Origin of the sequence: Dawidia cretensis (genome assembly GCF_018598175.1) — a bacterium.
In the GTDB taxonomy this organism is placed as follows: Bacteria; Bacteroidota; Bacteroidia; order Cytophagales; family Cyclobacteriaceae; genus Ohtaekwangia; species Ohtaekwangia cretensis.
Genome location: NZ_JAHESE010000002.1, coordinates 392,368 through 409,993 on the forward strand (window position 1 = coordinate 392,368; position 17,626 = coordinate 409,993).

The 17,626-nt window shown below is 54.6% G+C and carries 11 protein-coding genes; 6 read left to right on the forward strand and 5 right to left on the reverse strand.

Annotated elements, in window-relative coordinates; all coding sequences use genetic code 11:
* Nucleotides 1–2: 2 nt before the first annotated feature.
* The 6 genes from KK062_RS05080 (at nt 3) to KK062_RS05105 (ending at nt 9,863) form a co-directional block, all read left to right on the forward strand.
* Nucleotides 3–1,295 carry an HlyD family secretion protein gene (locus KK062_RS05080; protein WP_254083169.1) on the forward strand — a complete coding sequence of 431 codons (1,293 nt, stop codon included), beginning with the start codon at nt 3–5 and terminating at the stop codon, nt 1,293–1,295.
* A 10-nt stretch (nt 1,296–1,305) separates the two neighbouring features.
* Nucleotides 1,306–2,757 carry a TolC family protein gene (locus tag KK062_RS05085; RefSeq protein ID WP_254083170.1) on the forward strand — a complete coding sequence of 484 codons (1,452 nt, stop codon included), beginning with the start codon at nt 1,306–1,308 and terminating at the stop codon, nt 2,755–2,757.
* 123 nt (nt 2,758–2,880) lie between these two features.
* Nucleotides 2,881–4,134, forward strand: coding sequence for a TolC family protein (locus KK062_RS05090; RefSeq protein WP_254083171.1), 1,254 nt, complete (start codon nt 2,881–2,883; stop codon nt 4,132–4,134).
* A complete protein-coding gene (locus tag KK062_RS05095) occupies nt 4,091–5,218 on the forward strand; it encodes an efflux RND transporter periplasmic adaptor subunit (RefSeq protein ID WP_254083172.1) in 1,128 nt (375 codons plus the stop codon). The genes KK062_RS05090 and KK062_RS05095 overlap by 44 nt, the downstream gene beginning before the upstream one ends.
* 9 nt (nt 5,219–5,227) lie before the next feature.
* A complete protein-coding gene (locus KK062_RS05100; protein WP_254083173.1) occupies nt 5,228–8,323 on the forward strand; it encodes an efflux RND transporter permease subunit in 3,096 nt (1,031 codons plus the stop codon).
* A 247-nt stretch (nt 8,324–8,570) separates the two neighbouring features.
* Nucleotides 8,571–9,863, forward strand: coding sequence for a M20/M25/M40 family metallo-hydrolase (locus KK062_RS05105; RefSeq protein ID WP_254083174.1), 1,293 nt, complete (start codon nt 8,571–8,573; stop codon nt 9,861–9,863).
* 118 nt (nt 9,864–9,981) lie between these two features.
* On the opposite strand, the gene KK062_RS05110 is transcribed toward KK062_RS05105, so the two are convergent.
* The 5 genes from KK062_RS05110 to KK062_RS05130 all read right to left on the reverse strand — a co-directional run bounded on the left by KK062_RS05110 (nt 9,982) and on the right by KK062_RS05130 (nt 17,447).
* A complete protein-coding gene (locus tag KK062_RS05110) occupies nt 9,982–10,821 on the reverse strand; it encodes a cyanophycinase (protein ID WP_254083175.1) in 840 nt (279 codons plus the stop codon).
* A gap of 62 nt (nt 10,822–10,883) precedes the next feature.
* A complete protein-coding gene (locus tag KK062_RS05115) occupies nt 10,884–12,014 on the reverse strand; it encodes a PKD domain-containing protein (RefSeq protein WP_254083176.1) in 1,131 nt (376 codons plus the stop codon).
* A 10-nt stretch (nt 12,015–12,024) separates the two neighbouring features.
* Entirely contained in the window at nt 12,025–13,131 is a 1,107-nt protein-coding gene (locus tag KK062_RS05120) for a DUF5050 domain-containing protein (RefSeq protein ID WP_254083177.1), read from the reverse strand.
* A gap of 21 nt (nt 13,132–13,152) precedes the next feature.
* Nucleotides 13,153–14,478 carry a RagB/SusD family nutrient uptake outer membrane protein gene (locus KK062_RS05125; protein WP_254083178.1) on the reverse strand — a complete coding sequence of 442 codons (1,326 nt, stop codon included), beginning with the start codon at nt 14,476–14,478 and terminating at the stop codon, nt 13,153–13,155.
* 2 nt (nt 14,479–14,480) lie between these two features.
* Nucleotides 14,481–17,447, reverse strand: a complete 2,967-nt coding sequence (locus KK062_RS05130; protein ID WP_254083179.1) for a SusC/RagA family TonB-linked outer membrane protein — start codon at nt 17,445–17,447, stop codon at nt 14,481–14,483.
* Between the last annotated feature and the right edge of the window lie 179 nt (nt 17,448–17,626).

The following is a 17,626-nucleotide window of genomic DNA, read 5'->3' on the forward strand; positions in this document are numbered from 1 at the left end:
TTATGATGAAATTATCCGATCAGGACGTAGGTCCGCTCATCCAGGCCGAGAACCGATACGCGCTGCGCGCGCTGGAAACACCGCGCGCCGGAGCCATACTGGCCCGTTGTCTGCTGGCGGTAGCCGCCATCCTGGTGCTGTTCATGTTTCTGCCGTGGCGGCAGAACATCCGCGGTACCGGCAAGGTAACCGCGCTCAGCCCGGCACACCGGCCCCAGACGGTACAGGCTGTCATTGCCGGCCAGATACAACGGTGGCACATACAGGAAGGCCAGTACGTGCACGCCGGTGATACGATCGTCACCATTCGCGAGGTCAAGGAAAAATACTTTGACCCACAGCTCCTCGAGCGCCTGCAGGAGCAGCTTGCAGCCAAAAAGAGCGGCCTGGTGGCGAAGCGGGAAAAGGCCGATGCCCTGCGCCGGCAAATCTTGGCCCTGCAACAAAGCCGCGACCGCAAAATCGAGCAATCGAAGGCGAAGCTGGAAGCCGAGCGTGTGAAGTTCCGGAACGCCGAGAACCAATATCAGCGAAACAAAAAGCTTTACGAGGCCGGCAACATTCCGCTCACCAAGTTCCAGGAGATCACTTATAAATACGAAGGCAGTGTGGCCGATTACCAAACCGCCCAGGTAGAGATCGAACGCCTGCGTGCCGAATATGAGGAGAAGATCAACAAGTCGCATGCAGACCTCAACGCCACCGAAGCGGATATCTTCGACAGTGAAGGGGAAATTTCGAAGCTCACCAACGAATACGCCAACACCCGCATCCGCAATGAGCAATACCAGATCACTACGGCGCAGTCCGGCTACGTAGTGCGCGCCATGAAAGCAGGCATTGGTGAAACCATCAAAGAAGGCGATGCCGTTTGTACCGTGATGCCCGAGGCCAGCGACCTGGCCGTGGAAATGTATGTCAAAGCCATGGACATCCCGCTGATCAGCAAGGACCGCCAGGTGCGCATCGAGTTCGACGGCTGGCCCGCGCTGCAATTTTCCGGATGGCCCAGTGTATCCGTCGGTACCTTTGGTGGTACGGTCAGGGTAATAGACTACTTCAGTGCCGAGCCCGGTACGTTCCGCATTCTGGTCGTTCCCGACAACCGCGACGAAGCCTGGCCGCAGCAGCTGCGCATGGGCTCCGGCGCACGCGGTTGGGTGATGCTGGACAATGTCCCTGTGTGGTATGAAATCTGGCGTCAACTGAACGGCTTCCCGCCGAGTTTATATGAGGCGCCGTTGGATCAGGCCCTGCCGGCCAGGAGCGGCACCGGCACCAAAGAAAAAAAATAACAGCCATACTATGCGAAGCATCTGCTCCTTGGTTCTGTTCTTCGTCGTATACCTGGCTACCGCGCAGGCACCCAGCGACTCGCTCTTTCACTTGCCCGACAGTGCCCGGCCGTTCACGCTGGAGAACTTTTACGAAGTTATTCTCCGCCATCATCCGGTCGCGCGTCAGGCGAACCTGCTCCCCGAGATGGCACGCCAGGAAATCCGCCTTGCCCGCGGTCACTTCGATCCCAAGCTGGAAGCAAGTTATTTGTTGAAGCAATACAATGGCACGGAATATTACCGTCTCTTTGATGCCACGCTGAAGGCGCCTACCCGCTCGCCTGTCACCCCCTTCGTCGGCCTCGAGCGCAACACCGGGGAGCAACTCAATCCGGAGCACTATATCTCAAGCGAGTACGACTATAAACAACTCTACGCAGGCATCACGCTGCCATTGGGGCAGGGTTTGCTTACAGATGACCGCCGCACGGCACTGCGGCAGGCGGAGTTGTTCCGTACCCTGATGGAAGCGGAGCAGGTCAAGATAATCAACAAGCTTTTGCTCGATGCGGCCAAAACGTATTGGAGCTGGTACCACAGCTACTACAACTACCGGCTCGCAACCAATACTCTTTCCGTTGCTGAGGAAATCTTCCGACGCACCAGGAGCAACTTTGAAGGTGGCGAAGTCGCCCCCGTCGACACCGTCCAGGCGAAGATCACCTACCTGGAGCGCGCCGTCAGCCGTCAGGAGGCCTACACCCACTATCTCAATAATGGACTGGCTGTATCAGCCTTCCTTTGGGACAGCCTTCGAAACCCCGTCGAGCTTCTGCCGCACCATGTGCCCGTGCAGGAGACCGCCGTCTTTATACTGACCCCCGCGGCATTGCAGGAGCTACTGGATCAGGCAAAAACCAATCACCCCGAGCTTCGCAAGCTCAACGTAAAATTGCAGCAGCTCACCTATGACCAGCAACTGGCAAAGGAGTTTCTCAAGCCAAAACTGACTGTATCCTACTATATGCTCAATCAGCCGTTCAATCCGGAGGGTGCTTCGAACGCCTTTACATTCAACGACAATTTCAAGCTCGGCGTCGACTTTTCATTCCCCATCTTCCTGCGCAAGGAGCGGTCCAAGGTTGCGCAGTTCAGGCTGAAGATAGGCAATACAGAATACGACCGTGAGCTCACGTCGCGGCAAATCGTGAACGACCTGATGGCAGCGTACAACCAGCTTGCCAATAACGGCATCGTGTTACAACAGCAACAACAGATGGTCGAACATTACCATCGGCTCATGGGCGCCGAATTGACAAACCTGGAAAATGGCGAAAGCGATCTGTTCAAGATCAACGTTCAGCAGGAAAAACTGTTCCAGGCCGAGTCAAAACTCATCAAGACAATGGCCGAATACGAAAAACAAAAAGCAGTTCTCTATTGGTCCGCTGGCGTTCGGCCGCTGCAGAAACCAGAATGAGTGTGCGTACGCAGAGATAAAAACCGCATTAAAAAAGATCGTTTAAGCTTCTTTTAAGCCCGCCTTTAAGGCCCCCTAAAGTTCACGCCCGTTCTTTTGTATGAAAAACAACAAAAGAAAAAGATGCGTGTATTGCTGGTGTCCTTCATCTGTTTGCTAACCGTTACGAATCTTCACGGCCAGGACACCCTGCGAATTTCCTTGCAACAGGCCGACAGCCTGCTGATGGTCCGTAACCTGTCGCTCATAGCCTCTAAATATGAAGTGGACATGGCCGACGCCCGCAAGGTACAGGAAAAGCTCTTTACCAATCCCGAGCTATCCACCGAATGGAGCCTCTATAATCCGTCATTAGGAAAATGGCTTGATGTGGGCTCCAACGGCCAGAAGATTATCCAGCTTGAAAAAGTGTTTCGCATCGCCGGCCAGCGCAAGGCGTCCATTCGCCTGGCCGAAGAAGAAAAGAACCTGACGCAGTGGCAGTATTACGAGCTGGCCCGCAGCCTCAAATACGAGCTGCACGTCACTTACTACCGCTTTTACTTTCTGAACAACGCAATCACCAATATTATCTCGCGCCTCACACTGCTCAAAAACCTCATTTCGATCTACGAAGAGCAATACGCCAAAGGCAACATCTCGCTGCAGGAATTGACCCGCCTCAAGTCGGTATACTTCGAGATCAACAACCAGGTAAACGAAACCCGTACTGAGCTGGTCCGCCTCGAACAAACGCTGCAGCTGCTCCTGGCTGACGACCGTCCCGTCGTGCCGGTGCCGGCGGTAACGGAAAGTATACTGGGCGTATTGCCTGTCGCCACATTGCCGGAGCTGATGAGCCGCTCGTTGGAAAATCGCCCCGAGATTCAGGCGGCCAAAAGCGTAGAGAACCAGCGGGCGTTACAATATTCACTCGAACGTAAGAACGGCATACCCAACCTGACGGCCGGCGGTGTCTACGATCAGGCGGGCAGCTATGTAAACAACTATACCGCCTTGCAGCTCGGGTTGCAGATTCCGCTCTTTAACCGTAACCAGGGCCGCATACAAGAAGCCAGGCTGGGCGTGGCCCAGTCCAAAGTACTGCTGCAATCCAAACAACAGGAAGTCACACGCGAGGTAGAGTCAGCGTGGAAAATCTTCCAGTTGCTCGACGCCCAATATAAAGCTGTGGGCACCGACTTTGAAGGACAGCTGGACTTGCTCAGCAAGGGACTGGTCAGCAACTACAGCAAAAACAACCTTTCGCTGTTGGAGTTTACCGACATGTTTGAGTCCTATAACTCCAGCATCATCGAGCTGAATCAATTAAAGGCAGATTTAACCAAATCGTATGAAGAACTTAACTATGCTGTCGGTGAAGACCTGCAACGGTAAGCGCAGCACAGCCCTGGCGTCGCTGACGCTGATGGCCGTGCTGGTAGCAGGCTGCCACAAGGAAAGTGTGCAAGATCCCGAAAGCAAGACCTTCGTGCTGAGCGAGACCATGCTCAAGACCATTACGCTCGACACCGTGCAACAACGACCGGTAAACGGTGCGTTGAACCTCAACGGTAAGATCGTGGCCGACGAAAACCGCCTGGTAGAGATCTTTCCGATCGTAGGAGGGAACGTCATCGAGGTCGATGCAGAGCTGGGCGACCAGGTGAAGAAGGGACAGGTGCTGGCCACCATCAAAAGTAGTGAAGTGGCCGAATACGATCGTCAGCTCATCGACGCCCAGTCCGACGTGCTGGTGGCACAAAAGAACCTCGCCGTAAAACAAGACCTGTATAACTCCAAGCTCTCGTCCGACCGTGAGCTGATCTCCGCGCAAAAGGAACTGGAGAAAGCCGAAGCCGGGTTGAAGCGCATCACCGAGACATTCTCGATCTACAACTTCAACAAACAATCGGAGTACCGTCTCAAAGCGCCGATCAATGGCTTTATTACCAGTAAAAATATTACCCGCGACATGACGTTGCCCTCGGGCCACAGCGAGAGTGTCTTCGCCGTTGCCGAGCTGGACGAAGTATGGGCGATTGCCAATGTATACGAAAGCGACATCGCCCGCATTCGCGACGGTATGGATGTGGTGGTAACAACCATCAGCTATCCCGGCGACCCGATCCGGGGCAAGATCGATAAGATCTTCAGCGTGCTGGATCCCGAGACCAGGACCATGCGCGTCCGCGTCCGCATACCCAACAAAGACTTCCGTCTGAAGCCCGAAATGCTCGCCTCGGTAAAAGCCATTTACCACGAAAACAAAGCACTGCCCGCCGTACCGGCGTCGGCCATCATCTTCGACAACAGCCGTCAGTTCGTCATGATCTTTAAAGACCGCTATAACATCGAGACCCGCGAGGTAGAAGTATATAAAACAACCGACGACACGGCCTGGCTCAGCGCCGGCGTGCAGCCGGGTGAAGTCGTCATCAGCCACGACCAGCTGTTTATCTACGATGCGCTTAACGACTAGGAGGGAAGCATGAACAAGCTCATCAAGAACATCGTTGCGTTTTCGCTCAAGAACCGGTTCTTCACCTTCTTCTGGGTGGGGATCATGATCGTGGCCGGCATCGTGAGCTACCGCAACACCCCGATCGAGGCCTTCCCCGACGTCACCAACACGCAGATCATCATTGTAACCGAGTGGCAGGGACGCAGCGCGCAGGAGATCGAACGCTTTGTGTCCATCCCCATCGAGGTCGCCATGAATTCCGTGCAGCGTAAAACCAACGTGCGGTCTATCTCCATGTTCGGCCTGTCGGTCATTAAGATCATCTTCGACGACGACGTGGAAGACTTCTTTGCCCGCCAGCAGGTCAACAACCAGCTTGTCAACGTCAGCCTGCCCGACGGCGTCGAGCCCGAGGTACAACCACCCTATGGCCCTACCGGCGAGATCTTCCGCTACGTGCTGACATCCAAAGTAAAAGACACGCGCGAGCTGCTCACCATCCAGAACTGGACCATCGACCGCCAGCTGCGCGCCGTACCCGGCGTGGCGGACGTCGTAGCCTTTGGTGGCCGCGAGAAGATCTACGAGATCCAGGTAAACCCCGCCTTGCTGCAGCGCTACGACATCACACCGCTGGACGTATACGAGGCCGTCAATAAAAGCAACATCAACGTCGGCGGCGACGTGATTGAAAAGAATGGGCAGGCATACGTCGTGCGCGGCATGGGCTTGCTCAACTCCGGCGAAGACATCGAGAACATCATCATCGAAGCTCGCGCCGGTGTCCCCGTGCTCGTCAAGAACGTCGCCACCGTACTGCAGTCGGACTTGCCGCGCGTAGGCCAGGTAGGCCTGAACGGCAACGACGACGTCGTAGAAGGGATTGTGGTGATGCGCAAAGGTGAAAACCCGAGCGAAGTATTGAGCCGCGTCAAAGCCAGGATCGAAGACCTGAACACGCACATTCTGCCCGGCGACGTGCGCATGCAAACCTTCTACGACCGCGACGTGCTCATGACCTATACCACGCACACCGTCATGCACAACCTGATAGAAGGTATCATCTTTGTCACCGCCATTGTATTGCTCTTCATGGCCGACTGGCGCACGACGGTCATTGTATCGATCATCATCCCGCTGTCACTGCTGTTTGCCTTCTTCTGCTTGCGCATGAAAGGCATGAGCGCCAACCTGCTGTCGTTGGGGGCGATCGACTTCGGCATCATCATCGACGGCGCCGTCGTCATGGTCGAAGGGCTCTTTGTGGCCCTGGATCACACCGCGCAGCACTACGGCATGGAACGCTTTAACAAGATCAGCAAACTGGGGCTGATTAAGAGGACCGCCGCCAAGACCGGTAAAGCCGTATTCTTCTCCAAGCTGATCATCATCACGGCCCTGCTGCCCATCTTCTCCTTCGAGAAAGTAGAAGGCAAGATGTTCTCGCCCCTGGCCTATACGCTTGGCTTCGCCCTGCTGGGCGCGTTGATCTTCACGCTCACGCTGGTACCCGTGCTCAGTTCGGTGCTGCTGAAAAAGAATGTAAAAGAAAAACATACCTTCATCGTCACCTTCTTTGACCGCATCGTGTCGAAAGGATTCCGATGGACATTCTCCCATAAAAAAATCAGTCTCGGCGTAGCGGCCCTGATAGTGGGCCTCACACTCTTCTCGACCAAATGGATGGGAACCGAGTTTCTTCCCCAGCTCAACGAAGGTGCCTTGTGGGTAGAAGCTAAAATGCCCATGAGCATGTCGCTGAATGAAACCGTCAAAATGGTACACACGCTACGCAACGAGCTGAACACCTTCCCGGAAGTAAACGGCGTGTTGTCGCAGACGGGGCGCTCCAACGACGGTACCGACCCTAGCGGATTCTACTACGTGCAGATGCAGGTAAACCTGAAGCACAAAGACGAATGGGCGCGTAAGATCACCATGGACCAGCTCATCGAAGAAATGGACCTAAAGCTTAAGAAACACCAGGGCATCAACTACAACTACTCACAACCCATCATCGACAACGTGGCCGAGGCGGTAGCCGGTATGAACGCCAACAACGCGGTCAAGATCTTTGGTCCCGACCTCGACAAGCTCGACGAGCTGGCCAGTCAGGTATTGGAGCAGATCGAAGATGTACCGGGCATAAAAGACGCGGGTATATTACGAAACGTCGGCCAGCCCGAAATCCAGATTCGCTTACACGATCACAAGATGGCGCTCTACGGCGTCACCACAGCCGATGCCCAGGCCGTCATCGAGATGGCGATCGGAGGCAAGACAGCGTCTGTCATGTATGAAGGCGAGCGCAAGTTCGACATCCGCCTGCGCTTCCCATACGAATACCGTCGCTCCGAAGACGAGATCCGGGACATCCTCGTGCCGACACTCAGCGGCAACAAAGTCGCGCTGAGCGAGATCGCCTCGATCACCTCCATCACCGGTCCGGCCTTCATCTACCGCGACAACAACAGCCGCTTCATCGGTGTGAAGTTCACCGTGCGCGAACGCGACCTGGGGAGCACCATTGCCGAAGCACAAAAGAAAGTGATCGACAAAGTAAAAATACCCCAGGGCTACACAGTCCAGTGGACGGGTGAGTTCGAAAACCAGGTACGCGCCACGGCCCGCCTGGGGCAAGTGGTGCCCATCAGCCTCATCGGCATCTTCATCCTGCTGTTCATCATGTTTGGCAACGCCCGCGATGCCGGCCTGGTATTGATCAACGTGCCCTTTGCCCTGATCGGTGGTATCCTGGCGCTGCACGTCACGGGCATGAACTTCGGCATCTCCGCCGGGGTAGGCTTTATCGCACTCTTTGGAATTTGTGTTCAGAACGGCGTGATCCTCATCACCGAGTTCAATGAAAATATGCAACGCAACATGCGTTTACCGGAGGCCATCGCACTCGGCGTCAGAAACCGTACCCGTCCCGTGGTCATGACCGCGCTGATGGCGTCCATCGGTCTGATGCCCGCCGCCCTGTCCACCGGTATAGGATCTGAGAGTCAGAAACCGTTGGCCATTGTGATAATCGGGGGGTTATTTACAGCCACGGTTCTGATTCTCTTAGTATTCCCGATCATCTACGAGCGCGTCTACCGCCACAAGGAAACAGTGTGAGTGTGAGCGCCGGAGCGAACATGGTTTAGGTTAAGTGAAGTTTCAGTTTAGAGGGGTTGGTTGCCGCGGGTACTCCGGTACTTGCGGCAACTTTGTTTTATAGCGCATCTGGCGCAAGTGTTTCACCAAGCGTTAGCGCAGGTGTGTCACTTGTGCCTACTTTGATGACAGTCTTCAGACTGGCGAAGAAGCGGTAACGTCGTACAGAGACATTGCAAATTGCCACCCCCACGCGTATCTTCCCGTCATGAAACTTCTATTCCTTACCCTCGCCCTCACGTTCACGCTGTCTTTTTCCCTTGCCCAACTCTCCTCGGTCGAAAAGAAAATCACCACCAACGTCGACAAACACCAGCCCGAGGCGATCGCCCTCTGGAAAGAAGTCGTAAACATCAACAGCGGCACCATGAACTTCGAAGGTGTCAGGAAAGTAGCCAACGTCTTTCAAGCCAAGCTAGACGCCCTCGGCCTCACCACACGCTGGATCGACGGCGCACCCTTCCAACGCGCCGGCCATCTCGTCGCCGAGCACAAAGGCAAAGCCGGTAAAAAAACAATCCTCCTGATCGGTCACATGGACACGGTGTTCGAACCTTCCAGCCCATTCCAGGAATTTAAACAACTGAACGATTCGACCATCAGCGGCCCCGGTGTCGCCGACATGAAGGGAGGCGACGTCATCATCATACAAGCACTACAAGCGCTAAAAGACGCCGGCGTATTAAAAGACCTGAACATCATCGTCTACCTCTGCGGCGACGAAGAGAACTCCGGCGAGCCGCTCGCCCTGGCACGACGCGACCTCATCGAAGCCGCGAAGACCGCCGACATCGCCCTGGGCTTTGAAGACGGCGACGGCCGTTTCGAAACCGCCACCATCGCCCGCCGCAGCTCCACCGACTGGCAACTAAACGTAAAAGGCATCCCGTCACATTCCTCGCAGATCTTCACCGAAAAGATCGGCGCCGGCGCGATCTACGAAGCCAGCCGCATAGTATATACCTTCTACGAGACCCTGGCCAAAGAACCCAACCTTACCTTCAACCCCGGCATGATCCTCGGCGGCACCGACATAAAACATACCCCCGACCAAAACCTCGGCACGGCCTTTGGCAAAAGCAACGTGGTGGCACAAGACGCCATCGTCACCGGCGACATCCGCGCCATGTCCCCCGAGCAACTTAAAAAAGCGCAGGAAACCATGCACGCCATTGTCGCCAAACACCTGCCACAAACACAAGCCACCCTCGTATTCGGCGAAGGCTATCCACCACTAGCACCCACGCCGGGAAACTACCAGCTCTTAGAAATCTTCAATAAAGTAAGCCTCGACCTGAACCTCGGCCCCGTCCGTGCCGTCAACCCCCGCGATGCAGGCGCCGCCGACATCTCCTTCACCTCCGGCTACGTCGACATGGCCATGGACGGCATCAAAGTCCGCAGCGCCGGCGGCCACACCATCCACGAAACCGCCGACCCACGCACAATGCCACTGCAAACCAAACGCGCCGCGGTATTATTATATAGATTAGGCAAATGACAGACAGCGGCTGGCGCAAGTATAAGCACCGAGCGTTAGCGTAGGTGCGGTACTTGTGCCTAAAACTGTTGCCAGTCTTGGACTGGCGTTTCGGCCGGCACGGCCGCCAGATGGTCGCTCATTTCAACCGATACGCGTCCCCTGGCAACAAAATCGTCAACCTCAAATCCTTCGCTCCCAACTTCCCATTTCTTACACTCTTCGACTTCTTCGGATTCTCCAACACAATCACTTGCGACTCGCCAACAACCTCGATCTTATCACCATCCACCAAAATAGCCGTAGCCTCATCAATCCCAATCCCCGTCAACGACGGAAACTCAATCACAGCACTAATCAATCGATTATACCGACTACGCCTAACAAAATGCTGATCCACAATCGCCTGTTGCATAAGTCCCAGCCCAGGCTTCGTTTCGATATTCTCTGCCTCGATATTCTTAAACGTCGACGCATAGTCGGGATGCTTCAGCTCATTACCCGTAATCATCACCCGGCTCATCACCGCCGCCCCGGCGCTCGTACCACTAACCATCGCTCCGTGACTGCGTGCCTCGAGTATAGCTTTTTCAATTTCCGTACCCCGAACAACATCCATAAACCGATTCTGGTCACCTCCTGATATATAGATTAGCTTCGCACCACGCACCGAATCCAGCCGGGCAGCCCCGGGCGTTTCGCCCTTCACGAAGTTTAGACCATAAACCTGCGATACCCCCAGCTTGACTAACTGAGTCTTTACATAATAAACAGCCGAGTCCGGCTCAGCACTCGACATCGGCAGCACAACAGCATAACCACCCTGCCGAAGTCCGGTCTCGGTAATCATGCGTTCCACCAGCGCATCTGGCCGCGCACCGCCGCCGATAATAAAAAGCTTCCCGGCACGGCCAGATTGCGCCCACGCGTAACCCGCTGTGACTACTAAAATAAACAGTGTCGTATTGTAACGTTTCATATAAATGAATAAATAAAACGTTCACGCCCGCCAGGCAGACGTGAACGTTTTGATGATGTATATTATTTGTTCTTTCCAATGGCAAGGCCCTTAGCGGCCATGCCGGTATACCAGGGCTCGGGTTCAGTTCCGTCTAAATTTGCCCGCATGATCCGGTCACTGCCCCGATCCGCCCAATATAACTTGTTCGTCTCACCGTCATAGGCAATGCCGTAGATTCGATTGCCCATCCCCGAGGTGATCACCGTGCGCCCGGTTCCGTCCATTTTCGTAGACACCAGTTGCGAGATGCCCTGGGCGACATTGCGGGTATCGAAGAAAATCCGATCACCGACCACCAGCATACTGCCGCCGCCTTCACCCGCCGTGGCCACCGTGGCCGTGGTACCGTTAAGATCCTGGCGCCAAACGCTACCCGAATAAGTATTCCAATAAAGGCGCTTGGTGACCGGGTCAACCGACACTCCTTCCGGATCACTCTGGCCGGTAGCAAATTCGTCGAAGGCCGAAACATCACTGTTGTCGAGACTCGTGCGACGGATGCCCGTGTCAGTGTCCCAATACAACATGTTGTTAGTGTAGTCGATCGCTACTGACGTTGGAGTGCCAATGCCTGTCCGGAAGTCTTTCGCCTCCGTACCGTCGAGGTTAGCCACCACGATTCTGTCGCCGTCATAGTCAGTGACATACAATTTATCGTGTGCGGTGTCGATCGCCACGCAATATGAATCGCCGAGTGATTTGATTCCCGTCGGTGTTGCAAGGGGAGCCTGGTCGTTGATCAGCGCCGTGAACAGCGTGCCGCCGTCGGTAAAATATACCGGCGTGCCCGAGGCATTCGGATCTTTGATGATAACCTGCTGTGTAAACTCGTTGATCTCGTTCGAGCTACCGGTAACAACGACCAGCTTCACGTCAAAGACACCGGGGCGTTTGTATGTGTGTGCCGGATCTTTTTCCGTTGACGTAGTACCGTCGCCGAAGTTCCAGTAATACACAAATGTACCGGCGCGTTCCGGAATAACCGAAGTATTCGTAAAGGACGCCAGCGCCGGCGCGAACTCGTTGTTATCGATCGCCACCGTAAACTTAGGCACCGTGCTGGCCGGCGGCACCGGGTAATCTTCTTCGCCACATCCGTGGAGCATCACCAGCATGATGCCGGTCATGAGCATATATAAAGTACGTATCATAGAGTATCCGTTATTTTTTTAAGAATATCCCGTAAGCGTTCCCTGTTTCTGATTTGAGAACCGATTTATGCGTGCCATCGAGGGTTGCCTGGTAAATCTCGCCCGCATCGGCGATCGACCAGTACAACCGGCCTTCGGCATTATCGACGACAATGCCATAGACACGGTCGGCGACTTCGGCTAATGGCTCCAAATTGTTACCGTCGAGATCTGCCCGGTACAACATGCCTTCGTTCTGTTCGTCGAAGTAAAGCTTGCCATTCTCTGTGTCGACGTGGATCATGTAACCATACGATCCGGAAAGGATCGGTGTAGCATCGCTCCCATCCAGGTTTGCGCGGTACAGGTCTTCATTATTTACTTCATAGTAATAAATCTTGTCATGCTCGGTGTCTACTGCCACTGCCCGGAATTGACCGTCTTCGAGACTGACAATCTGTTCCTGATCCGAACCATCCAGGTTTGCCCGCCCGATGTGCCCCATATCGTCGTCGTCGGTATTCTCTGCCCAATAGATCTTGCCGCCTTCTACATCCAGGGCAACCTGATACGGATTATAGAGACCGTCGACAATTGCCTCCAGGTCTGTTCCGTCCAGGTTTGCGCGCCAGATTTTTCCTTCACCCTCAATTTCATAATCGCTGAAGTATATCTTCTGATGTGTTGCATCATACGCGAGTCCTACGCCGGCCTTACCGGAGATATTCAGGAAGTCGGTGACGTTACCCGGTGTACTAATTCCAAAATGTTGAATCAGGGAAGCGTCCGCGTCTATATAATAGAACTGCGCATCGGGCAACACCGTAATCTCCGAACTGGAAATTGTCGAACCGCCCGCACCTGTCGATAATAAACTCACGGTATACGTACCCCCTGCAGCGTAGCTTTTCGTAGGCGAAATGTCTTTTGAGGTCGTGCCATCGCCAAAGCTCCATTTAAAAGCCGTGGCATTCGCCGATGTATTCGTAAAGGTAATTTCGTCGCCGATCTTCACCGTGGTCTTGTCGGCCGTAAAGCCTGCCGTAGCCTGCGGGGGCGTAGTGTCGTCGTCCTTACAAGAAACAACAACGATCAGCAGAAGGAGGAAAGAGAGATATTTATAAAGTTTTGTATTCATAATGAAGGATATAGGTCAGGATTAATAGCCGTGATTTTGTTCCATGTCAGGATGCCGGTTGGTCAGGATCTCCTCCAGCGGTATCGGAAAAAGCGTCTGGTCAACGTCATTTACCAGGGGCAATACGTCGAGTGCCCGGTTCGTACGCACCAGGTCGAACCAACGGTGGCCTTCGAACGCAAACTCGATGCGCCGTTCGTACTCGATGGCCGTCAGCAACGTGGTATAGCTTTCCGCCTCGGTATCTTCCAATCCCGCGCGGTGACGGATAACGTTGATGTCGGCCCGGATCGAGTCGATATTTCCTTCTGAACGGGCATCGGCCTCGGCACGGATCAGGTACATCTCCGCCAGGCGAAGTACAATGACGTTTTCGGCGCCTGTAGCCAGGTCGTCATACTTGGCAGGGTAGAAGACATTGGACGTATCGCGAAGGCTGGCCTGCTTCCGCAGCGTGTCGGCGGGCTCATAGGCTGCGAGCATCTCTGCCGGCGGGGCCACTTCCCGGCGGCCGTTCAATGCGACGGGCAGTGCATATTCGGCAATACGGTTGCGGTTGATAGTCGTAAAATCTATTTCGAAAATGGATTCGTTTGACTGGTCGACAAAGATCTTGTCGTACGCCAACAGGCTATACGCCTTGCTGTCGATTACCTGCTTGGCTTTCGTGCGGGCCAGTTCATAATCACCTTTATACAGATACACACGCGCCAGCAACGCCGTGGCGGCATGTTTGGACGCCCGCGCTTTTTGCGACGATACCGGCAGGTTTGTCTCAGCAAATGTCAGGTCGGCAATGATCTGCTCGTACACCGCGTCAGCGTTGGAACGGGGCACGTCGACACCATCCGATCCCACTGTAGCGGTAAGCTTGATGGGAATGGCCCCGAAGAAGTTCAACAGGTTAAAATGATTGAGTGCGCGGATAAAGTGCAGCTCAGCCAGCGCCAGCGTTTTCTCCTCATCGGTCATGTCGGCAATCGTAGGCACCTTCGCGATCACGTTGTTGGCAATATTGATGCCCTGATACGCCGATGTCCAGATGCCGTCAATCGATCCGTTCTCGGGGAGAATGGCATTGTTATCGACCTGGGCGTATTCTTGCGCTGTCGCATCACTTGGGTGATACAGGTTGTCGGCCGCCAGGTCGGAAAAGAGCAGGTACGTGCGACCGTAGTAGCCGAGGTTTGTGAAAGATGCATACGCACCGAGAATTCCTTTCTCAATACCATTCTTGTCTTTAAACGCCGCGTCGACAGAAATGCTGTCGGTCGGCTTCACATCGAGCACATCACAGGCCGAGGCAACGACCAGGAGCAGCGTGAAATAGAGTATCTTCTTCATCATTGTCAGAATTTGAGGTTAACACCAAACGTAACGGTACGGGCCTGCGGGAACGTAAAGAAGTCGGTACCGACCACCTGCGTGTCGTTACCGCTATAGTTTACTTCCGGATCAAGGCCGGTATACCGGGTAAAGGTGAACAGGTTCTGCACGCCGGCATACACGCGCAGGCTCGACAGCCGAACCTTGTTGGTCAGGTCGCTCGGCAGCGTGTAGCCCAGCGTTACATTTTTGATCCGCAGGTACGAGCCGTCTTCGATGAAACGGGAGGACGTCCGTTTGTTCTCCACCGCCTTTACCGGGTCTGAGGTTGCCCGCGGAATGTCGGTGATATCCCCCGGCTTCCGCCAACGTCGCGTGACATCTTCCAGCTGGTTATCGCCACCCTGCAGGGATTCCAGGAACAGGCGTGAGCCGTGAAAGACGTCGTTGCCATACGAGAACTGCAGGAACACGCTCAGGTCGAAGTGACCATACGTAAAGTTGTTTGTAAAGCCCCCCGTGAGCTTCGGATTCGGATTGCCCACGATTGTACGGTCTTCGCTGGTGATTTCACCGTCGATGTTGGTGTCGGCGTAGACAATGTCGCCCGTGGAAGGGTCGACACCGAGGGACTTGAAGCTATAGAAAATGCCCAGCGGCTGACCTTCCATCACGCGGTTGCCACCACGTCCCAGGTCGTCGATCGGCTGCCCGTTATACAGCTTCAACACCTTGTTCCGGTTAATCGACAAGTTCAGCTGCGGTCTCCACCGCACGGGGCCAAAAGACTGCTCACCCGACAGGGATATTTCTACACCTTTATTCTCCATCTTGCCGATGTTCTCTACCACCGTCGAGAAACCCGACGATCCGGGCAACGGGCGGCCTAGCAGCAAGTCTTTGGTTTGTTTGTTATAATAGTCCACCGTCAGCCTCAGTCGATCGCTGAACAAACCGATATCCACACCCAGGTCCAGTTGGGCCGTGGTCTCCCATTTCAGGTCGGGGTTGGGTACGTTGGGGGGATAAATTGCCGGCTTGCTGAGGTAGGAGGTAGCGCGGTACAGCTCCGCATATTGAAAGGGCGATATGTTATCATTGCCCAACAAGCCATAACTGCCACGCAGCTTCAACTCGGAAATAACAGGAACATTGTCGTGGAAGAAATCCTCCTGGCTGATGCGCCATGCGGCCGAAGCGGCCGGGAAGAAACCATTCCGGTTGTTGGGGCCAAAGCTCGTCGACGCGTCCACGCGACCGGTAAGCGACATCAAATACTTGTCGGCATAGTTATAGTTCACTTTTGCAAAGTACGAGCGCACGCCTGAAGTAACAGCACCGGCACTTGCCTGCGTAATGGTCGCCGCCGAGTTGATGTACTGCATATTCTCGTCGGCATAATCCTGGCCGCGGATAAATGAAGAAGTCCGCTCGCGTTTTTCAAAGCTATAGCCGGCCATCACATCGACGACATGGCGACCAAAAGTCTTTTCATACTTCAGCGTATTGTTGCTCACCAGGTTGCGTACGTTGGTATAGGTTTCAAAGCCAAGGCCATTGTACTTCTGCCCCTGCTGCGTCTTAAACTCAAACGCGTGCTCGCGCAGGTTGTAGAAGTCGATACCCCACTTGGAAGTGAGCGTCAGGCCCGGCAGGAGCTCATACTCGCCGAACATGTTGGCGATGACGCGGTAGGTAAAGTTTTCGTTGGTAGCATCGTTGGCAATCGACACCGGGTTGGCGTAGGGGCCGCTCTGGTTGTAACTGCCGTCTGGGTCATACACCGGGAAGATTGCCGGTGTAGAGATGCCGTTGGGTAACGGACCGTTTAGCGACTGGTCGCCTTCCACGCGGTTGGACGTGGAGTAAGTCAACCCGATGCTCGTGCCGATCCGGAACTTATCGTTAACGGAATGGTCCACGTTCACGCGCGTATTCATACGCTGGAACCGCGTCCCGATCAAAATACCCTTCTGGTCAAAGTAGCTCCCCGATATAAAGAAGCGGGTCTTATCGTTACCGCCCGTAGCCGACAGCTCATAGCTGGCGATCGGCGCCGAACGGAAGATGACGTCCTGCCAGTCTGTATTCGTCGTGTCGCCGGCGCGGGCTTTAGCAATATCGGCTTCGGTAAATACCGCAGAGCCGGCCAGGTCGTTCCGATACTCCATCCACTGTTCCGTATCGAGCATATCCAGCGTACGCCAGGCCTGCTGCACGCCATAATATGCATTGAAGCCGATCACCGACTTCCCGCTCTTACCGCGTTTCGTCGTGATTAGTACAACACCGTTAGAAGCGCGCGCACCGTATATCGCAGCCGTGGCAGCATCTTTCAGCACGCTCATCGACTCGATATCGTTTGGGTTCAGGTCCGACAGGGCATTGATGCCCTGGCCTTCATATCCAACCTGCGCATAGTCACCCGTCGTCAGCGGAATACCGTCGATGACATATAGAGGCTGCCCGGAACCGCTGATCGACGTCGTGCCGCGTACGCGCACCGACATCCCACCACCCGGCGTACCCGAGTTCTGTAATACCTGAACCCCGGCAGCTTGTCCCTGCAACATACCATCGACTGTAGAAACGGGCAGGTCCTTAATAGCATCGGACTTCACCACGCCGATCGACCCCGTGATGAGCTTCTGCTGCTCCGTACCATATCCGACAACCACCACTTCCGACAGCTGCTTGGAGTCGGGCGACAGCTGCACATCGATGGTCTCGCGGTTGCCGATGGTTTGCTCTTGTGACAACATCCCGATAAAAGAAAACACCAGCACGGCATCGCCGTCGGCCACGGGCAACCGGTACTGTCCTTCGACGTCCGTAACGGTACCCCTGTTTGTTCCCTGTACCACGACGCTAACGCCCGGTAGGGGTGAACCGTCTTCGGCATTCGTAATTTTTCCGCGTATGGTCCGTTCCTGCGCCCACGCGATCTGCGACAGGAAGGCAAAGATTAAAAACAGTAGAGTTTTCCTCATATAGGATATAGGTTAGATTAGTACTAAAGGCATGACGCTCCGGTGACCGAAAACGACCACTCGCCATGCGTGTTTACCGAAAGGGTAACGGGGGAATATCTAAATTCGGAATATTAACAGACATTTAAAAGGCAGTGCCTGGTAGAATTAGAAATTATGATAGTCGGCGCTGCCAACGT